A 16,858-nucleotide genomic window follows, 5' to 3' on the forward strand; every position below is an offset into this window, starting at 1 on the left:
CGTCCCCTTCCCGGCGAATTCGCCGGGTGGGGATCGGCAGGCCCCAAAAGCGCGGGGGCTGCTGCCCCCCTGGCCGGCCGCCTGGCGGCGTCCGCGCTTCCGACCCCCCGGGGAACCGCAACGGTTCCCCCGCGCCCGCTCACGGGCGCGGCTCCCCCTCCTTCAACCCCACGGTTCTCCAGCAGGAGGGACGACACCGCCAGCGTCAACTTAACCCCACGACAGTGCGCGGCCTGGACCGTTTCGCACCATCACACACCCGAGGAAATCTCATGAAAATCTCCGACTGGAAAACCAAAGTCCTGGCGCTATTTCGCCCTGGCCGGCACGATCACGCGCCCGTTTCAAACGGCCCTCGAGCTCTCTCCGCCGACAGTGAACGCAAGCCGGTTGAAATCTCGATTATCAGCACCGGGGAGCGATTCGTACATGCCCCCTCGCTCGGGGCGGCCGCCGAGCTCCGCGACCTGTCGGCCGATCCGCATCGAGACGAACTGGAACGCGGCGCGGCGGAGGGAATCGAGCGCTGGGACGGAAGATCCGTCCGCGACATCGACACGGAACGCTTCTACGACTATCCGCATCTCGAAACGCACACGGCGCTGGAGGCCACCGTGCCTGTGCAAGCCCGCGCAGAATTCTGGAACCCGGCGCCACAAGACCCAGCCTATCGGTCCAGCATCACCGTGCTAGCGATCGACCAGTTGGGCGAGGCGCTCGTCAAGCAGTACGTGGTCGAAGATGCTCGCGACGCCGAGGGGTGGTCCTATTCCGTCATGTCCGCCGACCGAGCCGCCCAACTCCTGAGAGATTACGGCGCGGCCGCAGATCTGAAGCTCGACGTTGCAGATGACCTTTGGGACGGCTCGCTTCCCGTACAGCCCGCAGAGATTGGCGCGACCTATCGCGGACAGATCGTCTCGATCCATGGCGATATCGCGTGTCAGATTGTTGGTGATGAGATCGCAATTGAACACAGGATCGGCACGCTGGCCATTTCCGACCCCCAGCAATACGTGGGCAAGGAAGTGGAGATCAGCTACCCGTGCGGAAAGGTCGGCCTGGTGCGCCAGGTCGACACCCTGGCGATGGCAACGACCGCTTTGGAAAAGGCCGGCGCGGAGAAAACTTCAGCCGCCCTCGAGCGGTAGAGAAGTATGCCGAAATCAGACGGTGAAGCAACTCACTATGGAAAAGAAACACTCGTCACAGGACGGCGTTCAGCCCACCACAGTTCAGCAGCTAAACGACCTTCGCGTTGCTGATTCGCAAGCGCGACTTCGGACGCTTCTCCCTCTCATCGACGATTTGAGGCGGCAAGGCGTTTCCCATTCCGGGATCCTCGAAGTACTTAGCCGCGCCGGAGTCACGTTGAAGCCCGCGTCGCTACGGCAGGCGCTGCACCGTTGGCGCCGGCGCCAACAACAGCCGTCACAACCATCCAGGGTTGCGACGGTCGGCAGCGCGTCTGCTGTTCCAGAAGTTCCGGTCGCTGCGTCACCTCAAACGCCAACCAGCAGCATTCAAAGCAAAGCCGACCTGGTTCGACTTCGCAATGCTTCAGATCCCATTGACCTCAACGAACTGGCCGAAATCGGCCGAAGAAAATAGGCATCACCCATGAAAATCGCAACCGTCAATTATTCCGGCTCCGTCGGCAAAACCGTCACGACGAGCCACCTGCTGGCACCCCGTATTCCGGACGCCGAGATTATCGCAGTTGAGTCGACCAACGAAAGCGCGGCCGATCTCGGCCTGGATGTCGAACAAATGCGTGGCGGGCAGTTCGGCCGTCTCTTTCGCAAGCTGCTTATGGCAGAAGCTGCCATCGTCGACGTCGGCGCCTCCAACATCGAGGACTTTCTGGCCGAGTTGGTGAAGTATGACCAGGCGCATCTCGAGATCGACTACTACGTCCTGCCCGTGGTCGCCTCGGGCAAAGCGCAACGCGAGACGATCAAGACGATCCAGGCTCTCTCCGAGATGGGCGTACCGGCCGAACGCGTGCGGGTGCTCTTCAATCGCGTCGACTCCGACGTCCGTGAGGAGTTTGCCGCCATTTTCGGATACGCGCACCAGTCCGGCGACTTTCGGGCGAATCCGGAAGCAGTGATCTTTGAGAACGAGGTATTCGATCTGCTGGCCAACAAGCGCACCACGATCAGGGAGATCCTTGCCGATCCGCGCAACTACCGTCAGGAGCTGCGCGAAGCTGATCGAAACGACCAGAAGCTCGTCAGCCATCTCAGCGACATGCACGCCCTGCAATCACTGGCGAGGCCCGTCGACATGCAGCTGGACAGGGCATTCGGCGCCCTCTTCATGTAGGGAGGCACTATGACCGCGATTCCGCCCGAAAGCCCGGCCACTTCCTCCGTCATTCCCCGCAGCAGAATGGAGCTTCTGTACCGCGACATGTTGCAGGAAAGCGCGCAGCTCGTCGTTCTGATCGAGCAGCTGACCGTCCGGCAACAAGAAATCGCGGAAACGATGCAGGCGGTTCCGGCCATGGTGCGTCAAGCTGGCTTGGACGCGGCTGCGCACGCGAGCGGCAACGCGGCGCGTGCTCTGCTAGAAGCAAGCCGGACGCTCGGAAAATCGGCCACAGACGCCCGTATCGCAACGCGCGTTGCAACTCGAGCATTGCCCGCGGCCGCGTGGCGAGCTGGCGTGCTTTGCGGCGTATGCGCGCTCGTCGGAAGCGGGATCGGCGGCGCGTTAGTGGCCCTCGCTCTTCGCTAGTAGCCCTCGCAGGCCCAATCTCCAAGGCGCCCCGGGGCGCCTTAATCATCTTCCAAAAGGACTTTCATGGCACCCGACATACGCCGGCGAATCATCAAATTCGTCCTCTTATTCCTGCCCCTTTCTGCCTGGCTTCTCACGGCCAAGATCATGTCAGGCATTCCGCTCTCGCACGTTACCTGGCTAGTCCTGTCGCATTGGGTCATATCGACGCCGGACTACCCCGCTCTGATCGCGGCGCCGAGCATCGGCTTCGTTCTGGCCCTGGCACTCTCGCTCACGCTCAAAAAATACTCGACCAAAGAAGGCTTTGACGGCGCGGGGTACAAGAAGCACATACGCGGCACCGAGGCGGTGCCGATTAGAAAGCTCCAGAAGGTTTGCACAGAGCGAGACAGGCAGCAGATCGATGTGGCCGGCGTCCCGATGCCGACTAGCATTGAGAACCTCCACATCCTTCTGAACGGCGCGACAGGCAGCGGCAAGTCTGTCCTCCTACGAAACCTCGTCTATTCAGCCCTCCGCCGGAGCGATCGCATGGTCGTAGTCGATCCAAACGGCGACCTCTACGGCAAGTTCGGCCGTGAAAGCGATGTGCTGCTCAACCCATACGACCAGCGTACCGAGGGGTGGTCGTTCTTCAACGAAGTCCGCGCTGATTACGACTGGAAGCGGTTGGCGCTGTCAATTGTCCCGCTTGGCAAGGACGCTAACGCTGAAGAGTGGAACGGCTACGCTCGTCTTCTTTTGCGAGAGACTGCCCGCAAGCTCAACGAGCTGGGAACGCCTTCAATCGACGAACTTTTCCGATGGACCACTATCGCCTCGGACAAGGACCTGCGCACCTTTCTGTCTGGCACGCTGGCTGAATCGCTATTTGCCGGCTCCTCCGAGGCCAGCAAAGCCCTGACCAGTGCCCGCTTTGTCCTTTCCAAATACTTGGCAGAACACGTCACCATGCCCGCTGGCCAGTTCAGCATCCGCGACTGGATGGAAGACGGCCACGGCAGCCTTTACATCACTTGGCGCGAGGACATGAAGGAGGCGATGAAGCCCCTCATCTCCGCCTTCGTTGACGTCTTCTGCTCGGCGCTGCTCTCGTTGCCGGAAGACCAGGCTAGACGCTGGTGGCTCGTAATCGATGAGTTGGGCTCGATGGAAAAGATGGCCAGCCTCGAGGACTTCCTTACCAAGGGTCGCAAGAATGGCGGGCGCGCACTGGCCGGCCTGCAGTCCGTATCGCAGATGGACGATATTTTTGGAGAGAAGATGTCGCAGACATTGCGGGCTAGCTTTCGCTCGCTGGTGGTGCTCGGCGGATCAAAGACCGACTTTGAAACGGCCGAGATTATGTCCAAGTCACTGGGCGAGCACGAGGTATTGCGGCCCGACTACTCCGACAGCCGAAACCCCGGAAAGACGGCCAACACGACCGAGCGCATGGAGCGAAAGATCGAACGTGTAGTGACGGCCGCTCAGGTTCAAACATTGCCTGATCTCACTGGTTGGGTCGCATTCGCCGGCGATCGGCCAATCGCGAAATTCCTCCTTAAGCCGAGGAATTTCGCCATTCGCAACGCACCTTTCGTGGAAGCGAAGCGAGCCGGTGCGCGGAGCATGGCCAATGCTCCCACCGACGGTCCCCAACCTTGGACCGCGGTGGATCTGCCCGAAGATCCGACCATGGCCGCATAACCATTTCACGCCGGACCGTCACCTTGCATGGCGGTCTGCGCGTACTGGAAATCTAATGATCTCTTTGAAATCGATCCATCGGAGCGCTGCCACAAAGGCCTCGCATTACTACGCCGACCAGAAGGACGATTACTACAGCCGCGACGGGACCGCCGCCCAGTGGCAAGGCAAGGCGGCTGACGCGCTCGGATTGACCGGCGCCATTCAGCAGGAGGAATTTCTGCGCGCGCTGCGCGGTGACTTCGGCCCTGACGTCAAACTATCGCGCTCGGTCAGGATGGATGCTGAGGCGCGTGCGGCACTGGACATGACGTTTTCACCGCCCAAGAGCATCAGCATCCAGGCGCTGGCTGGCAAGGATCCGTCAGTCATCGAGGCGCACGACTACGCGGTGAGCAAGGCGCTGGAATTTCTGGAACAAGAGCTACTGCGCGCGCGCCAGTCGGAGCACGGAATAACCACTACGGAGCGGACGGGCAACGCGGCTATCGCGAAGTTTCGGCACGAGACGGCCCGGCCCACCGACGGTGCCTATTCGGATCCCCAGCTGCACACCCACGCGCTGTTGATGAACCTCACCCAACGGGCCGATGGGCGCTGGGTCGCCATATCGAACGATGAAATTTATCGATTGAAGTCCATGGTGGAATCGGTGTATCACGCCGAGCTGGCCAGCAGCCTGGAGAAGTCCGGCCATCAAATTCGCTACGAGGGCAAAAGCTTCGAACTCGCGCACATCTCTCGGGACCACATCGAAGGGTTCTCCAAGCGTTCGCAGGACATCAATGCCGAACTGGCGGCGTTGGGTGAAACTCGCGAATCTGCGAGCAGAGCACTCAAGCAAACTATCGCCCTCAAAACTCGCCTGGACAAGGCTCCCGAAATTTCTCGCGAAGAGCTTCAGCGTGACTGGGAACGACAGGCGACTGAACTCGGCATTGATTTCAATGGAGCAAAGCAACCGCTGGAAAAAGATGCCGAATTGGAGAGCGGCAAGCCACCCCGTCAGGAATTGACGCCGGAGGCGGCTGCTCTGATTGCCAACGAGTGTCTCCGGTGGGCGATCAAACACCACACCGAACGCGAATCCGTAATGGACGGAAAAGAGATGCTCAAGACCGCGCTGCACCGTTCGCATGGCATGGGGATAAAGCTGGGCGATCTCAAATCGGCCGTCAAGCGCTCACTTGATAAAGGCCATCTGATCCTTGGGACGATTCAGTACCGGCACGCGAAGGACACAGACGGCGCCGGCGAATCACGGTCAGACTTGGTCGCCGCCCTCGTCGTCGGAGGCATGAGCAAAAAACATGCGGAAGAAAAAATCCGCATTTCGATTGCTCGCGGCGAGCTTGTTCCGACCGGTGCAAGGTACACCACACAGGTGGCACGGGAGCGCGAAAAGCGAATCCTCCAGATCGAGCGCGAGGGGCGTGACCAGGTCGCACCAATCTTGGATACTCAAGCAGCCAAAGGCGCTATGGCTGGCCGCTCGCTGAAGCCAGGCCAGCTGGCGGCCGCCAATCTGATCCTCAGTACGCCACACCGGTTCATCGGCGTCCAAGGCCTCGCGGGGACCGGCAAGTCGCACATGCTGGCCCAGGTCAAGGAGGCCGCTGAAGCAGCTGGCTTCAAGGTCCAGGCCGTGGCGTCCTACGGCAAGCAGATCGAGGCCTTGCGGGAACTCGGAATGGAATCCAGGACCGTGGCGTCTGTTCTGGAGGCACGTCAGAAAGACCGCTTCAAGCTCGACCCGAAAACCGTCCTGGTCATCGATGAGGCGGGCGTGGTCCCTGCCCGCCTCATGGAACGCCTGATGAAAATGGCGGAGGCTGACGACGCACGCATCGTCATGCTGGGCGACACGGGCCAAACCAAGGCCATCGAGGCTGGCCGCCCGTTTCACCAGTTGCAGGTCGCTGGCATGGCCACGGCCCTAATGGGCGACATCATTCGGCAGAAATCGCCTGAGTTGAAGGCTGCGGTGGAACTAGCTGCAAAGGGTCAGGCGTCGGCCTCCCTTGGCGTGTTAGATCAGAAGCTGAAAGCCGTGCACACCATCAAGGACGACGGCGAACGATATGACGCGATAGCGACGCGATACGCAACGCTGAACGACGATGAGCGGCGGGAGACGCTTATCGTGACCGGGACGAACGATTCGCGGAATGCCTTAAACGAGGCCACCCACCAAGCACTTGGCCTCGGCGGGCGCGGCTTTGAATTCAAGATGCTCACCCGACGTGACACTACGCAGGCAGAACGGCGAGTGGCCAAGTACTTCGTCGCTGGGGATATTGTGCAGCCGGAGCGGGACTACAAAACCGGGAATTTGCGCCAGGGCGAGATGTACCGCGTTATTGGGGCGCTTGCCGGAAAGCCCAATGACCTGGTCGTTGAGCATATGGAAAGCAAGGTCCGGACCACCTTCAATCCTGCCCGCGCCGCCAAGCTATCAGTCTACGAACCGGTCAAGGCAGAATTATCCGCCGGCGATTGGGTTCGGGCGACGAGGCACAACGCGGCTCTAGATTTGGCCAACGGTGATCGGTTTGAAGTGCTCGCGGTCACGCCCACAACGGTCACCATCGGCGGCAACGGCCGACGAATCACGATGAACGCGGCAACAGCGCCGCTGCATCTGGATCGGGCCTATGCGTCCACGAGCCACAGTGCGCAGGGACTGACATGCGACCGCGCGCTGATCAACTCAGAGAGTTTTAGCCGCACCACGCAGCGCGACGTCTACTACGTGGCGATTTCCCGGGCACGCTTTCACACGGAAATCTATACCGAGAATGCCGCAAAGCTGTCCGGTGCCGTGGACCGGCTGGAGGAGAAGACGGCGGCGCTGGACATCGGCCTGGAATCTACGCGTCCATGGCGTCCGCACAAGGCGCCTGCAGCCATGGAACACCACTCCAAATAGGATAAACAATGCAATCTACTCAAACACCGTTCTTCACCCTTACCGTCGAGGGCAGCTTCGTCCATATCAAAAGTACCGGGCTGGCTGGCGCCCAGGGCTTGATCCGTTTGGTGGAGAGGGACGCCATAGATACCTTCGATCAACTGCGGCACGCCCGCGAGTCCTCCTACGCGAACTGGGCGGAGGATCCGTACCCGGTGGAATGCGGAGCGGTGCTGCTGCGCGTCGATGACTTTACCCACGCGGACTACGGTCGCCTGCAGGTCGAGCTAGAACGGCATCCGTCTGGCGGATCCTTGGCTCTGGGTGAACCTGAGCAAGAGCAGATCCAGCTGCAAGCACTTCTGCAATTGCGGGACCAGGTCATGCACTTGTTCGAGGTATCCAAGCCAGACGAAGCGGCGCGGGCGCGCACTGCCGAGCGAGCGCAAACACTGCTCCGGCAAGCCAAAGGCCTCACCTTTCTACCGCCGGAAGGCTACTGCTATCGCTGCGAGCAGGACGTCACCCTGGACGTTACAGACGCCACCGGCATGACCGGCTGCCCGAAATGTCACGTGTCCTGGTGCGACTAGCGTCCAAGTACGAGTGCAGCTCATATGCTTGTCGACAAGCTGTCACGTTGCGTAGACAACGTGTAGACGTGGCGTCACAACGTGTAGACAAGCCGTCACAACGTGTAGACACGGCGTCACAACGTGTAGACAAGGCGTCACAAGGCGGGCAGTTGCAGCGCGAGAGTCCGCAAAATCAGACGTTTGTATACAGTGAGGATGCAAGCGCCAGCCTGCGTTTGCGCGGGTTTATGTTTTGAGGCGCTTTTCGTTGTCAGACAAAAGAAAACAGCCCGCCGCAAGGAAAACCCAAAAAAATCAAAGAGATGACCCCACCCGGAGGGTGCGTCCTGTGTGGTGGCTTTAAGGGACCCGCCGCCGCCCTGGCGGTGGGGGCCTTAAGGGCACCTGTGAACGTCCGGGGGACGTTCACGAAGTCCGCAGGACGGCCCCGCCGGCGCAGCCGGTGGGTATGGCCGCCCCGCATCGAAACCGCCGCCACGACCAAAGCAAAAGGCCGCCCGAGGGCGGCCTTTTGCTTTGGCGGATGGTTTAGGTCAGTGCGCTGCTGCCGTTGAGGCCAAGGGCCGAACAGGCGGTGGCTCACGCTGTAGAGCCTGCCACAAATCATAGTTGGCCTGCATTGCCACCCAAGCCTGGGCGGTACTGACCCCAGCAAGCTCCAGCCGGACAGCCAGATCGGGGCGGACACCAGCCTTGCCCTTGAGTACCCGGGAAAGTGCCACCCGCGACATGGCCAGCCGGTCAGCAGCCCCGGTCACAGACAGCCCCAAGGGGGCAATTACATCCTCCCGGAGAATTTCCCCGGGGTGCGGTGGGCGGTGCATAGTCATGGTCTGGCTTCCACTAGCTCTGCCCCGCCAATCTTGCCCGACAGGTCCGAAAAGTTGCTGATCCGCACCGATCCGTCCGGGAACCGGGCGACCACATCAAGCTGTCCACCCATCGCCTCGATGTGGCTGCGCAGCGTCGAAATGTACATGTCCGTGCGCTTCTCCATCTTGGCAATGGACGGCTGCTGTACGTGCAGTATCTCGGCCAGGACCTTTTGGGATAGCCCACGCGCCTGACGCAATTCCTGTAGAGGCATGTCCAGAAGCATCTCTTCCGTAGCGGCCTTGGCGCGAAGCTGAGATTCCGGCGACATGGCCGCCCGGAGCGCTGCAAATTTCTTAGCCATTGATCTGCCCTTCCTTTCGCAATTGTTCCAAATGATCGTCGTAAAGCTTGTCCGCTCGCGGCACAAACTCTTCATACCAGCGGTCATTCCCCGTTTTGTCGCCGCCTATCAGCAAGATGGCGGTCCTCCGGGGGTCAAATGCGTACAGGGTACGCAACGGATGCCCGCCCGCCTGAGTTCTAAGCTCACGCATGTGTTCGTGCTTGGAGCCGTTAATTCCACTCGAATGCGGAAAGCCCAACGACGTGCCCCGTTCCTCCAGCAGGCCGACCGTGGCGGCCACTGATTCCTGTTCGCTGACGGACAAGCTGTTCCACCAGTCTTCGAACTCATCCGTGAACTCAACTTCCCAAACCATCGGTTCCCCGCCTTAGCTGTTTGAAGAATTATAACCCTCGTGGAATATTCCATCAAGGGAATATTTCGGAAGTTTCTCTTGTCGTAGGCGACCGACGGACCGCAATGTCCGTCGACTCGCGTCCTCAGCCAGGGACCGCCCAGCGTCCCCGGCCCACATGCTCCTTATTCCTCCATTTCTCCCATCGGGCGTTCCACGGCCATTGCGACTTGAAGGGGTTGAGTGCGCATGATTTCAGGTACCCAGCCTTTGCCTTCCAGCAATTGCTCGGCGGTGGCGGCGGCCTGGGCCTTCTTCATGGCCAGCAGCGGGCTCGCCTGCTCCGCATCGACCGCCTCCGTGACCACTGCCGCGATCCGCTCCTTTGACACGTGGGCGAGGTAGGTTTGCGCGGTTGGCTTCCACCACTTGCTCATGTCCAAGCCGATCACTGTGCCTAAGCGGTCAAGGTGCCGAGGTTCTTCACCATAGGAATGGCTTTGGCGGCGGTAAATGGAAACGCTTGTGAGTACGGCGAGCAAGTCGATGAGGTCAGTCTGCGACTGATCCAGCAGCCAGGGCAGTACGGCTGCGGGGTCCTCCGGAACGTGCATCATGACGGCTTCGATCTGCGCATGCACCGCTGCCCATGCCGAACTGTCCTTGATGCCTTCGTCCGCCTTCGCCAGCTCGTCGTGCGCTGTCCGCAACGAAAAATCGAAGGTATTTCCGGCGCTGCTGCGGCGGCTTCTGTCGAAATCCCCCAGCATTTGTTCGATAAGCAGGCAGAGGGCGAGCGTCGGGCGCATCATGATTTCGGCTTGGAGCGCAATGACGCGCTGTGCCTGGAGCCGGTTGGTCAGCGCCTCTGAATGCACGGGCCGCGTCATAACGGGGGGCAAGTCTACGCCCGCCGTTTTCTGGCCATCTGCGTCGTTGCTTCGCGTGGCTTGTGCCACGGCGTCGCGCTCGTCCTGACGGATCAGGCCCCGAGTGACGGTCAAGTCGCCTTGATAGTCCAGGTGCACAATCGCGCCGCACAGGGCTTTCAGGTCGGCCGGGTAGTCGTAAAGCTCGGCCCGGATTTCACGAATCTGCCCTTCATAGCCGCGAATCACGCCGCGAACTTTGTCCAGGTCGGCCGCGCCATGGCCTTCGGACTCTTGCAATTCAGCAAGCTTTGTCCGCGCCGCTTCGATCTTCTTTTGCAGTCCGTCGATCTGCTTGGCCTGGGCCTTGGTCGGCTCCTGGTTGACGCGATGAATCTCGCCAAAGGGCTTTTTGTCGGCGTACTCGAAAGAAACACGGCATTCCACCCACAACCAGCCCTCTGCCTGCACCGCCTTGAACAGCTTGGACCGCTGCATCTTGGCATCGGCCATGCTGCGCACCTTCTCCGGGTCGGCCAGATAGGCGTCGTTCTCGAATAGGTCGCGGCGAACTTCCCCGCCCGCCTTCTCATACGCGGCGACGGTCACGTACCGCGCCACGGGCGAGTCGCCGCGCATTTCAGTTTCGGCCAGCAACTGGCGGATGTGGTCATCGCGGTTCCAGTATTGGCCCGCCGACGCCTTCCATGCCGCCTCCTGGCGGGTGTGGTCGGACACGGAAGCCAGCGCCTGCATTTCGTCCATCTTGATTTTGCCGTCGCGGAACAACTGCATGAGCGTGGGCGAAACGCCGCCCAGCGCCAGCAGCTTCTTGACGGCCGATTCTGAAGCGCCATGCGCGGCGGCGATGGCCGCAACCGTCCAGTTTTCGGCGCGCAGACGCGCATAGCCTGCATACACGTCTGCCGGGTGCATCGCCTTGCGCCCGAAGTTTTCGACTAGGCTGGCGTGGTAGGCGTACTCGCTCGGAATGACGAGGCAAGGGACCGGGTAGTCGGTTGGGAAAACGCCGCCTTCGATCAGCAGGCCAAGGGCTGTCCACCGCCGTCCGCCCGCGCACACTTCATAGGAGCCGTCCGGCGCCGCGACCACAACGAGGTTTTGCAGGAGTCCGCCCATCGCCTGGATGGTGGCTTTCAGCTCCAGAATCTCGGTGTCCTGTTTGCGGTCCTGCGCACTTCGTGCTTGGTACGCTTCGCTGAGGCGCAGTTGCGAATGCGGGATATCCATGCGCGTGGCGGCGGCGTGGATGGCGGCGAGTTCGTTGGAATCGATTTTCATCAAAATGCTCCGGGTCGATATCGAGATCAGTGCAGTTGCGCGGGGATTTCGGGCGCGTCAAGCGCCGCGATGAGGGCAGCAAGCTGGCGCATGGTCATCGCGGGAATGCGAAAGCCCAGGCCCAGCAAGTGAGCGCGGCGCATGTCGTTCGCCAATCTGATAAAGTCGTGGTTCATCACGATTCTCCTAGTCCGAGGGTTGCGGGTGATGGCCCTTGTCGGTTGCAGCCGACTGGGGCCTTTTACTTAGTAGCCAAGCCAGTTCAGCAGGTCGCGCCCGCGATATAGTGGGTGGTTCCCGTTGTCGGTGAAAAAGTCTTCGGCGCTCACTTGGTGATCACGGATCTCCTGCATCACCTGGAACCGGGTCAACACGGCATCCTCTGCCGCGTCCTTTTCGCGCAGGCCGTCCGCAGCGACCGGGCCGGTGTCCAACAGGTCGGCCAGCAGTTCGATCATGTCGGGCCGGTGGCCTGTCCAGGCGACCAACTCGTTTTCGATGGCGACGGCCAAGACCGGCGCGGTGTCATAGCCTTTTGCCGAGAGCGCTTGAGCGAAGTCGGCAGCGCTGCGTTCGGTGAAGTCGATGCCGCGCGCGGCAAGATCATCCTTGGAAAGCTCGCACTGGACGCAAGCCAGGTGGGTGTACAGAACGACGTCGCAAGACATGGCGGATTTCCTTGTTTGACTAGACTTCGGTTGAACCGATCCAGGACGTTCCCAGGAACGCATCGCAGCCGATCACGGCCGATTCAGGTTGCACAGCGCAAAGCCCCTCATGTGTCCAGCCGTGTGCCGGTGCCTGTTGGACGTGCAGGGTCGACCCATCCAGGCCGCGCAGGAGCAAAGGCTGGTGGCGCAGTGCGGTCAGAATGTCCGGCTCGCCTTCCATCTGGTCCGTTACGTACTTGATAAGCATCTGGGTTCCCCTCTCAGCCGTGATGCGGGCAAGGATTGCCAGAACCATCGTTGCAACCCGAACACGCTGCCATCACTACGGACTCTTCTGCTGCGTCCCAGCCGTCCACCCATGCGCTTGCCAGTTCGGCAACATCGGCCAGCAACGGCGGTACGTCGTCGGCGTCACGGCCACGGGTGAAGTCTTTGCGGCCTTGAACGTGAGCCAGCATTTGCGCGTAACCAAGGTCCATGAAACGGCTGTCTTCATTGAACATCCCTGCTGCTTTGGTGTGAGCAACGCGGGCGTCCAGGCCGCGAAGGAACACCACTGCGGGCTTCGGCATTGCGATTGTCTGAACAGTGTTTGCCATGGCTATTTCCTTTACATTCAAGAGCGTTTTTGGAGCGCTGACCGATCCTGAAGAAGTCGTCCGAGCGTAGGTTTGTTGGATTTGGTTGTTCATGGTCTTTCCCTCCGCGTTATTCGCATCCGTTCCTGTGAGGCCTGTCCGTGCCGTCCGTGGCCACGTAGTGACGACTGGAAAGGGCCGGAGCAGAGGCCGCATGCGGAGCGCAGCCGAAGGCGAGCACCGAACGGGTGAGCACCGGACCCTTGGAGGGAGAAACGCAGTGGTACGGTCGGCGTTTTAGGACGGGGCTCGCGGGAATGGATGCATTGCGAGAGACAGGGCGGCGACACCAAAGCCAGGCGCGCGCCGAGCGCCCCTACCCGCGCGCAGCGCGGGTCAAGCTGGCCGCAACGCGGCCGGCAAGCGGCAGCGCGCAGCGCCGGCAGGCGCGAAGGCGTGAGCCGACCGTAGGGAGGGTAGGACTGAAGCCCCGCAAGGGGGTGAGACTGGCGGGGTTGGCCAGGCTCAACGCGAAGCGCGATGGCCCGACCCGTAGGCGCAGCCGCAGGGGCACGCCCAATGGGGAGTCGTGATCAAAAAATCAGTGCTGGGATTGGGACCCGGGCGGCATCGAGACATTCAGCAAATCCAGGGCCTTATTTGCCCTATCTCGTGCGTCGTCGATGATTTGATTTTGCCGAACGATGTACTTGTACAGCGCTTTGGGGCTGTTTTCAGCTTCGACCAAACCTTGGTCGTTGATGATCTCGGTGCACATCTCGACGCACTCGTCGCAGATCGTGAGCGCCTTCTTGCCGGGAGGATTTTCTCGGGCGATCAGCTTGTGGACTTCGTCCTGAGACTTATCGCAAAATGCGCAATGCAGCACGGTCGGCTGCTTTTTTCGCCGAGGGCTCTTTTTATTGTTTTCGTCCATGGGGCGCAGGGTCCGCGTCAACGCGTCGCTAGGTCAGAGTACGTGCGAAATCTAGCACAAGGCCCAACAGCCCGGATGGGTGTTTTTCCTAGTTGTATCCCAATTTCGTAACGGCATTTTTGGCTAATGCCTCCGGTAGTTCTTTGAACAGGGAGAGTCACGGTGGATGGAACCATGATTATCAACGGTGTCCGTGCAGCCTACAGGACGATTCAAACGCCGAATGGAAAAGGGGTGATAGCGGAGGTGAAGTACGCCGACAACGGACAGTGGGAGTGCGTCGGTGGACTTCAAACGGTGTTTGCTGACGACGCCTCGGCCCGCCGTGCGATACAGAATCACGTCTCCGCTGACTGGTCTAAAAGGACGAACCAGGGGCGGTGAAGGGAGGCGGGACGCGCCGGCCTTTTCCCGCCATTCGGTCGCCGTTTCGAGATAGCCAGGCCGCCAGGCCTGGCTATGCCGTTCAGCCGTTTCGGTGATGGTCTACCATGCCGGCCAAGTACGCCGCCTGCAATGCCCTCCAAAGATCCCACACCGGTATTTCGCGATAGTCCTTCAAGCGGATCCTCTGAAGTTCCAGACATTCAATGTCCAAAATTTCCAGGGCGATGTTTTCGATGGCCAGTTCCGCGGCCTCGGATAGTTGCAGCATTGCCATCCGTTACTCCCTATCCAGTTCGATCAGCACTTGGCTGGCCAGCTCGTTCAGGTTGATTTTCGACTGGGCGATGGCTTGCACCTCGTCCAGCGGCAAGGATTCGAGGAATCGCGCCATGCGTTGTTCAATTTCCTGAGCTGCCAGCACCGGCCAGGCACCGTATGCGGCGATCGCGGATAAACCGGCCCGGTTGTTGCGGCCGTACCCTTGCAGGTATGCGATAAGCCCACTCTGCATTTCGCTAGCTGCCCGGCTCATGCTGCGATCTTTTCCTGGTTGGCCAGCGCAAGGCGCTGCACTGCGGCCTCGTGATACTTCGGGTCCATTTCGATCCCGTAGAAGCGCCGTCCGGTTTGGCGGGCGGCCACGCACGTGGAACCGGAGCCGGCGAACGGGTCTAGAACAATGTCGCGCGGGCGGCTAAAGGTTTCGATCAGTGGCGTCAGGCATTCGACCGGCTTCTGGGTCGGATGGTGGCGGTTCCCCGTGTACTTCCAGGGCAGCACATCGGGCAATGGTGTCGCCGGCAGCGCCGGCTGGCCCTTGGCCAGCAAGTAGGCGGACTCGTGCTGATACGCCAAGAATCGCGCATTCGACTGGTATTGCTTGGCGAACACGATGTGACCGACCACACGAAAGCCCGCCGCGCGCCAGGCCGCGAAGAACCGATCTACGCGGTTCCAGCCATAGAACGAAATGCAGAACGCATCATCGCGAAGCACGCGGAACATCTGCGAAAACGCCGGCGTCATCCATTCATCGGTGCGGTCGTTGGCAATACTCCGGCCGGATCGGTCCACGTAATTGACGAGGTACGGCGGATCGGTCAACACCAGGTCAACACAGCGATCCGGCAAGGTGGGAAGAACGGACAGGCAATCGCCCAGGACAACACGACTCATGGTTGGCTCCTTGCGTGCAGCAATGTCAGCCGATCTGCATTGCACTGCACGGGGCAGGCGGGCGCAGCCCACGAAAGCGCGGTCAAGGGACGTGGAATAAATAGCGAACGCAGAGAGCGGTTTATGCCGCGAAAGCCCTTGAAGATGGGGCCGCGGCCACAAAGCCGCGCGCAGCGGCCCTAGCGTCCGTGCGGGAGTGGGATGCGACTGTATGCTCCGTGCAGTGCTTGTGGCTCTACATGGTCCGCAGTTGGCGCGTGGCTAGCGCGCCAGGCCCCGGAAGGGGCCATCGCACCTTGCTAGAAGAGCGACATCTGGCCACCGGCGGCTGCTTGGCGAATGGCTTTCGGAATGGCCTGCAGCGGCTGCTCAACCTCAGATGAAATATCCCCGGCGATGGTCTCGTCGACTTGGCCCTGGTCTGCGGCCGCCGGCGCCTGCAGGAGCGCTCGAGCGCCCTCTTCCGCTTCGCGATGGCGAAGCCGCGCGCCCCAGCCGCCCAGGATATGTGCGGGCGTAATCCACTGCTCCCGGCACTCGCCCGTGAGGCCGTTGCCATGAATCACCACGGCCGGCACGTGCAAGAGCGCCAGCTGAATGAATGTCATATGCACGCACCGCTGATCGATGTCGATTGCAGTCGCGTGCATGCACTGCTGATAGTTCAGCTGCGCATCGTGCATCGCGTGCGCCGCCGCGATCAACATGCCGCCGGCGCCGCACGCCGGCTCCAGTACGCGGACGAACTCCTGCGCGCTCGTCTTGTCGACCAGATCCTGGCCATTGCCCATCATCATGTTGCCCATCAGGCGCGACACCTCATAGGGCGTAAAGAACTGGCCGGTGCCGGCGTTGCCCATGTCCAGCATCATGAACGTGCTCCCCAGCACGTCGCCAAAGTCTGCTGCCTGAACCCGGACCTCGTAGGCCATGACCAGGTGCGAGAACGCTTGGACGAGCTGGTCGAGTTTAGCTCGCTCGTACTGAGCGATCACCTGCAGGTAGCGCTGCTCGCGTGCGTCGCGCTGCGCGAGATCGGCATGGGCCAATGCGATCGCGCAGATCTCTACCCAATCGCTCCACACGCGGTCGATGCCGCGTGTACGCGCGACCTGCCGAATGAGGCTGACGATTTCCTTCTGATGGGCGTCGGCGCCGTTCAGGAAACGGCGTTGTTGTGCATTTGAGGTTTTGGCCATGTGGTCTCTCCGGTTGCCAGGGCGGGAATGCCCGGAACTTGAGAGTCACGGCGCAGCGCAGCGCTCAAGTGTCGAAGACGGCCAACGGCCGCAAGTGGCGCCGGCGCAGCCGGTGCCGCGCCGCACTTGAACGCGAGAACGACGTGGCACCCTGACCGGGAATGCAGACTCGCCACCCCGTATGGCCTTCAACGGTCCAACTTCAAAGCGCAGCCGTTCCCCTGCAGCGTCACTTAGCAGGGGCTGAGCCACGATGGCCTGATGGTGCTCAGAAGAAGAAA

The 16,858-nt window shown here is 61.0% G+C and carries 20 protein-coding genes; 7 read left to right on the forward strand and 13 right to left on the reverse strand.

Annotation, left to right across the window (positions count from 1 at the left end):
- Positions 1–272: 272 nt before the first annotated feature.
- From IPU70_RS26950 to IPU70_RS26980, 7 genes are all read left to right on the forward strand, one after another.
- Positions 273–1,151 carry a hypothetical protein gene (locus IPU70_RS26950; protein WP_207472301.1) on the forward strand — a complete coding sequence of 293 codons (879 nt, stop codon included), beginning with the start codon at positions 273–275 and terminating at the stop codon, positions 1,149–1,151.
- Positions 1,152–1,188: 37 nt separating this feature from the next.
- Positions 1,189–1,611, forward strand: a complete 423-nt coding sequence (locus IPU70_RS26955) for a hypothetical protein (protein WP_175171953.1) — start codon at positions 1,189–1,191, stop codon at positions 1,609–1,611.
- A 9-nt stretch (positions 1,612–1,620) separates the two neighbouring features.
- Complete coding sequence (gene stbB / locus IPU70_RS26960; RefSeq protein ID WP_207472303.1) at positions 1,621–2,328, forward strand: StbB family protein; 708 nt, start codon at positions 1,621–1,623, stop codon at positions 2,326–2,328.
- 9 nt (positions 2,329–2,337) lie between these two features.
- Positions 2,338–2,742 carry a hypothetical protein gene (locus IPU70_RS26965; RefSeq protein WP_207472310.1) on the forward strand — a complete coding sequence of 135 codons (405 nt, stop codon included), beginning with the start codon at positions 2,338–2,340 and terminating at the stop codon, positions 2,740–2,742.
- A gap of 66 nt (positions 2,743–2,808) precedes the next feature.
- A complete protein-coding gene (locus tag IPU70_RS26970) occupies positions 2,809–4,437 on the forward strand; it encodes a type IV secretion system DNA-binding domain-containing protein (protein ID WP_207472314.1) in 1,629 nt (542 codons plus the stop codon).
- A 55-nt stretch (positions 4,438–4,492) separates the two neighbouring features.
- Positions 4,493–7,366, forward strand: a complete 2,874-nt coding sequence (gene mobF / locus IPU70_RS26975; RefSeq protein WP_207472322.1) for a MobF family relaxase — start codon at positions 4,493–4,495, stop codon at positions 7,364–7,366.
- A gap of 8 nt (positions 7,367–7,374) precedes the next feature.
- On the forward strand, positions 7,375–7,941 hold the full coding sequence (locus IPU70_RS26980) for a hypothetical protein (RefSeq protein WP_207472324.1): 567 nt from the start codon (positions 7,375–7,377) through the stop codon (positions 7,939–7,941).
- Between the two features lie 536 nt (positions 7,942–8,477).
- On the opposite strand, the gene IPU70_RS26985 is transcribed toward IPU70_RS26980, so the two are convergent.
- The 13 genes from IPU70_RS26985 to IPU70_RS27045 form a co-directional block, all read right to left on the reverse strand.
- Positions 8,478–8,774, reverse strand: a complete 297-nt coding sequence (locus tag IPU70_RS26985; RefSeq protein WP_207472330.1) for a HigA family addiction module antitoxin — start codon at positions 8,772–8,774, stop codon at positions 8,478–8,480.
- Positions 8,771–9,121, reverse strand: a complete 351-nt coding sequence (locus IPU70_RS26990; protein WP_006217529.1) for an XRE family transcriptional regulator — start codon at positions 9,119–9,121, stop codon at positions 8,771–8,773. Before IPU70_RS26990 ends, IPU70_RS26985 begins: the two co-directional genes overlap by 4 nt.
- On the reverse strand, positions 9,114–9,479 hold the full coding sequence (locus IPU70_RS26995; protein WP_175157153.1) for a type II toxin-antitoxin system RelE/ParE family toxin: 366 nt from the start codon (positions 9,477–9,479) through the stop codon (positions 9,114–9,116). Before IPU70_RS26995 ends, IPU70_RS26990 begins: the two co-directional genes overlap by 8 nt.
- A gap of 164 nt (positions 9,480–9,643) precedes the next feature.
- Complete coding sequence (locus IPU70_RS27000; protein ID WP_207472332.1) at positions 9,644–11,629, reverse strand: ParB/RepB/Spo0J family partition protein; 1,986 nt, start codon at positions 11,627–11,629, stop codon at positions 9,644–9,646.
- 26 nt (positions 11,630–11,655) lie between these two features.
- Positions 11,656–11,805: a hypothetical protein gene (locus IPU70_RS27005; protein ID WP_199196850.1), complete on the reverse strand. Its 150-nt coding sequence runs from the start codon at positions 11,803–11,805 to the stop codon at positions 11,656–11,658.
- 69 nt (positions 11,806–11,874) lie between these two features.
- On the reverse strand, positions 11,875–12,297 hold the full coding sequence (locus tag IPU70_RS27010) for a hypothetical protein (protein WP_207472334.1): 423 nt from the start codon (positions 12,295–12,297) through the stop codon (positions 11,875–11,877).
- Between the two features lie 19 nt (positions 12,298–12,316).
- Positions 12,317–12,547: a hypothetical protein gene (locus IPU70_RS27015; protein WP_120156641.1), complete on the reverse strand. Its 231-nt coding sequence runs from the start codon at positions 12,545–12,547 to the stop codon at positions 12,317–12,319.
- A gap of 13 nt (positions 12,548–12,560) precedes the next feature.
- Positions 12,561–12,992, reverse strand: a complete 432-nt coding sequence (locus IPU70_RS27020; protein WP_207472337.1) for a hypothetical protein — start codon at positions 12,990–12,992, stop codon at positions 12,561–12,563.
- 487 nt (positions 12,993–13,479) lie between these two features.
- Positions 13,480–13,815 carry a ClpX C4-type zinc finger protein gene (locus IPU70_RS27025; RefSeq protein WP_207472339.1) on the reverse strand — a complete coding sequence of 112 codons (336 nt, stop codon included), beginning with the start codon at positions 13,813–13,815 and terminating at the stop codon, positions 13,480–13,482.
- 466 nt (positions 13,816–14,281) lie between these two features.
- A complete protein-coding gene (locus IPU70_RS27030; protein WP_207472341.1) occupies positions 14,282–14,476 on the reverse strand; it encodes a hypothetical protein in 195 nt (64 codons plus the stop codon).
- Positions 14,477–14,479: 3 nt separating this feature from the next.
- Entirely contained in the window at positions 14,480–14,734 is a 255-nt protein-coding gene (locus tag IPU70_RS27035; RefSeq protein WP_207472343.1) for a hypothetical protein, read from the reverse strand.
- Positions 14,731–15,378, reverse strand: a complete 648-nt coding sequence (locus IPU70_RS27040; RefSeq protein ID WP_207472345.1) for a DNA methyltransferase — start codon at positions 15,376–15,378, stop codon at positions 14,731–14,733. Before IPU70_RS27040 ends, IPU70_RS27035 begins: the two co-directional genes overlap by 4 nt.
- 299 nt (positions 15,379–15,677) lie before the next feature.
- Positions 15,678–16,577 (reverse strand): N-6 DNA methylase, encoded by a 900-nt coding sequence (locus tag IPU70_RS27045; protein ID WP_207472358.1) that lies wholly within the window; start codon positions 16,575–16,577, stop codon positions 15,678–15,680.
- Between the last annotated feature and the right edge of the window lie 281 nt (positions 16,578–16,858).

Source organism: Achromobacter sp. SD115 (assembly GCF_017355315.1).
Classification (GTDB): domain Bacteria; phylum Pseudomonadota; class Gammaproteobacteria; order Burkholderiales; family Burkholderiaceae_B; genus Achromobacter; species Achromobacter xylosoxidans_B.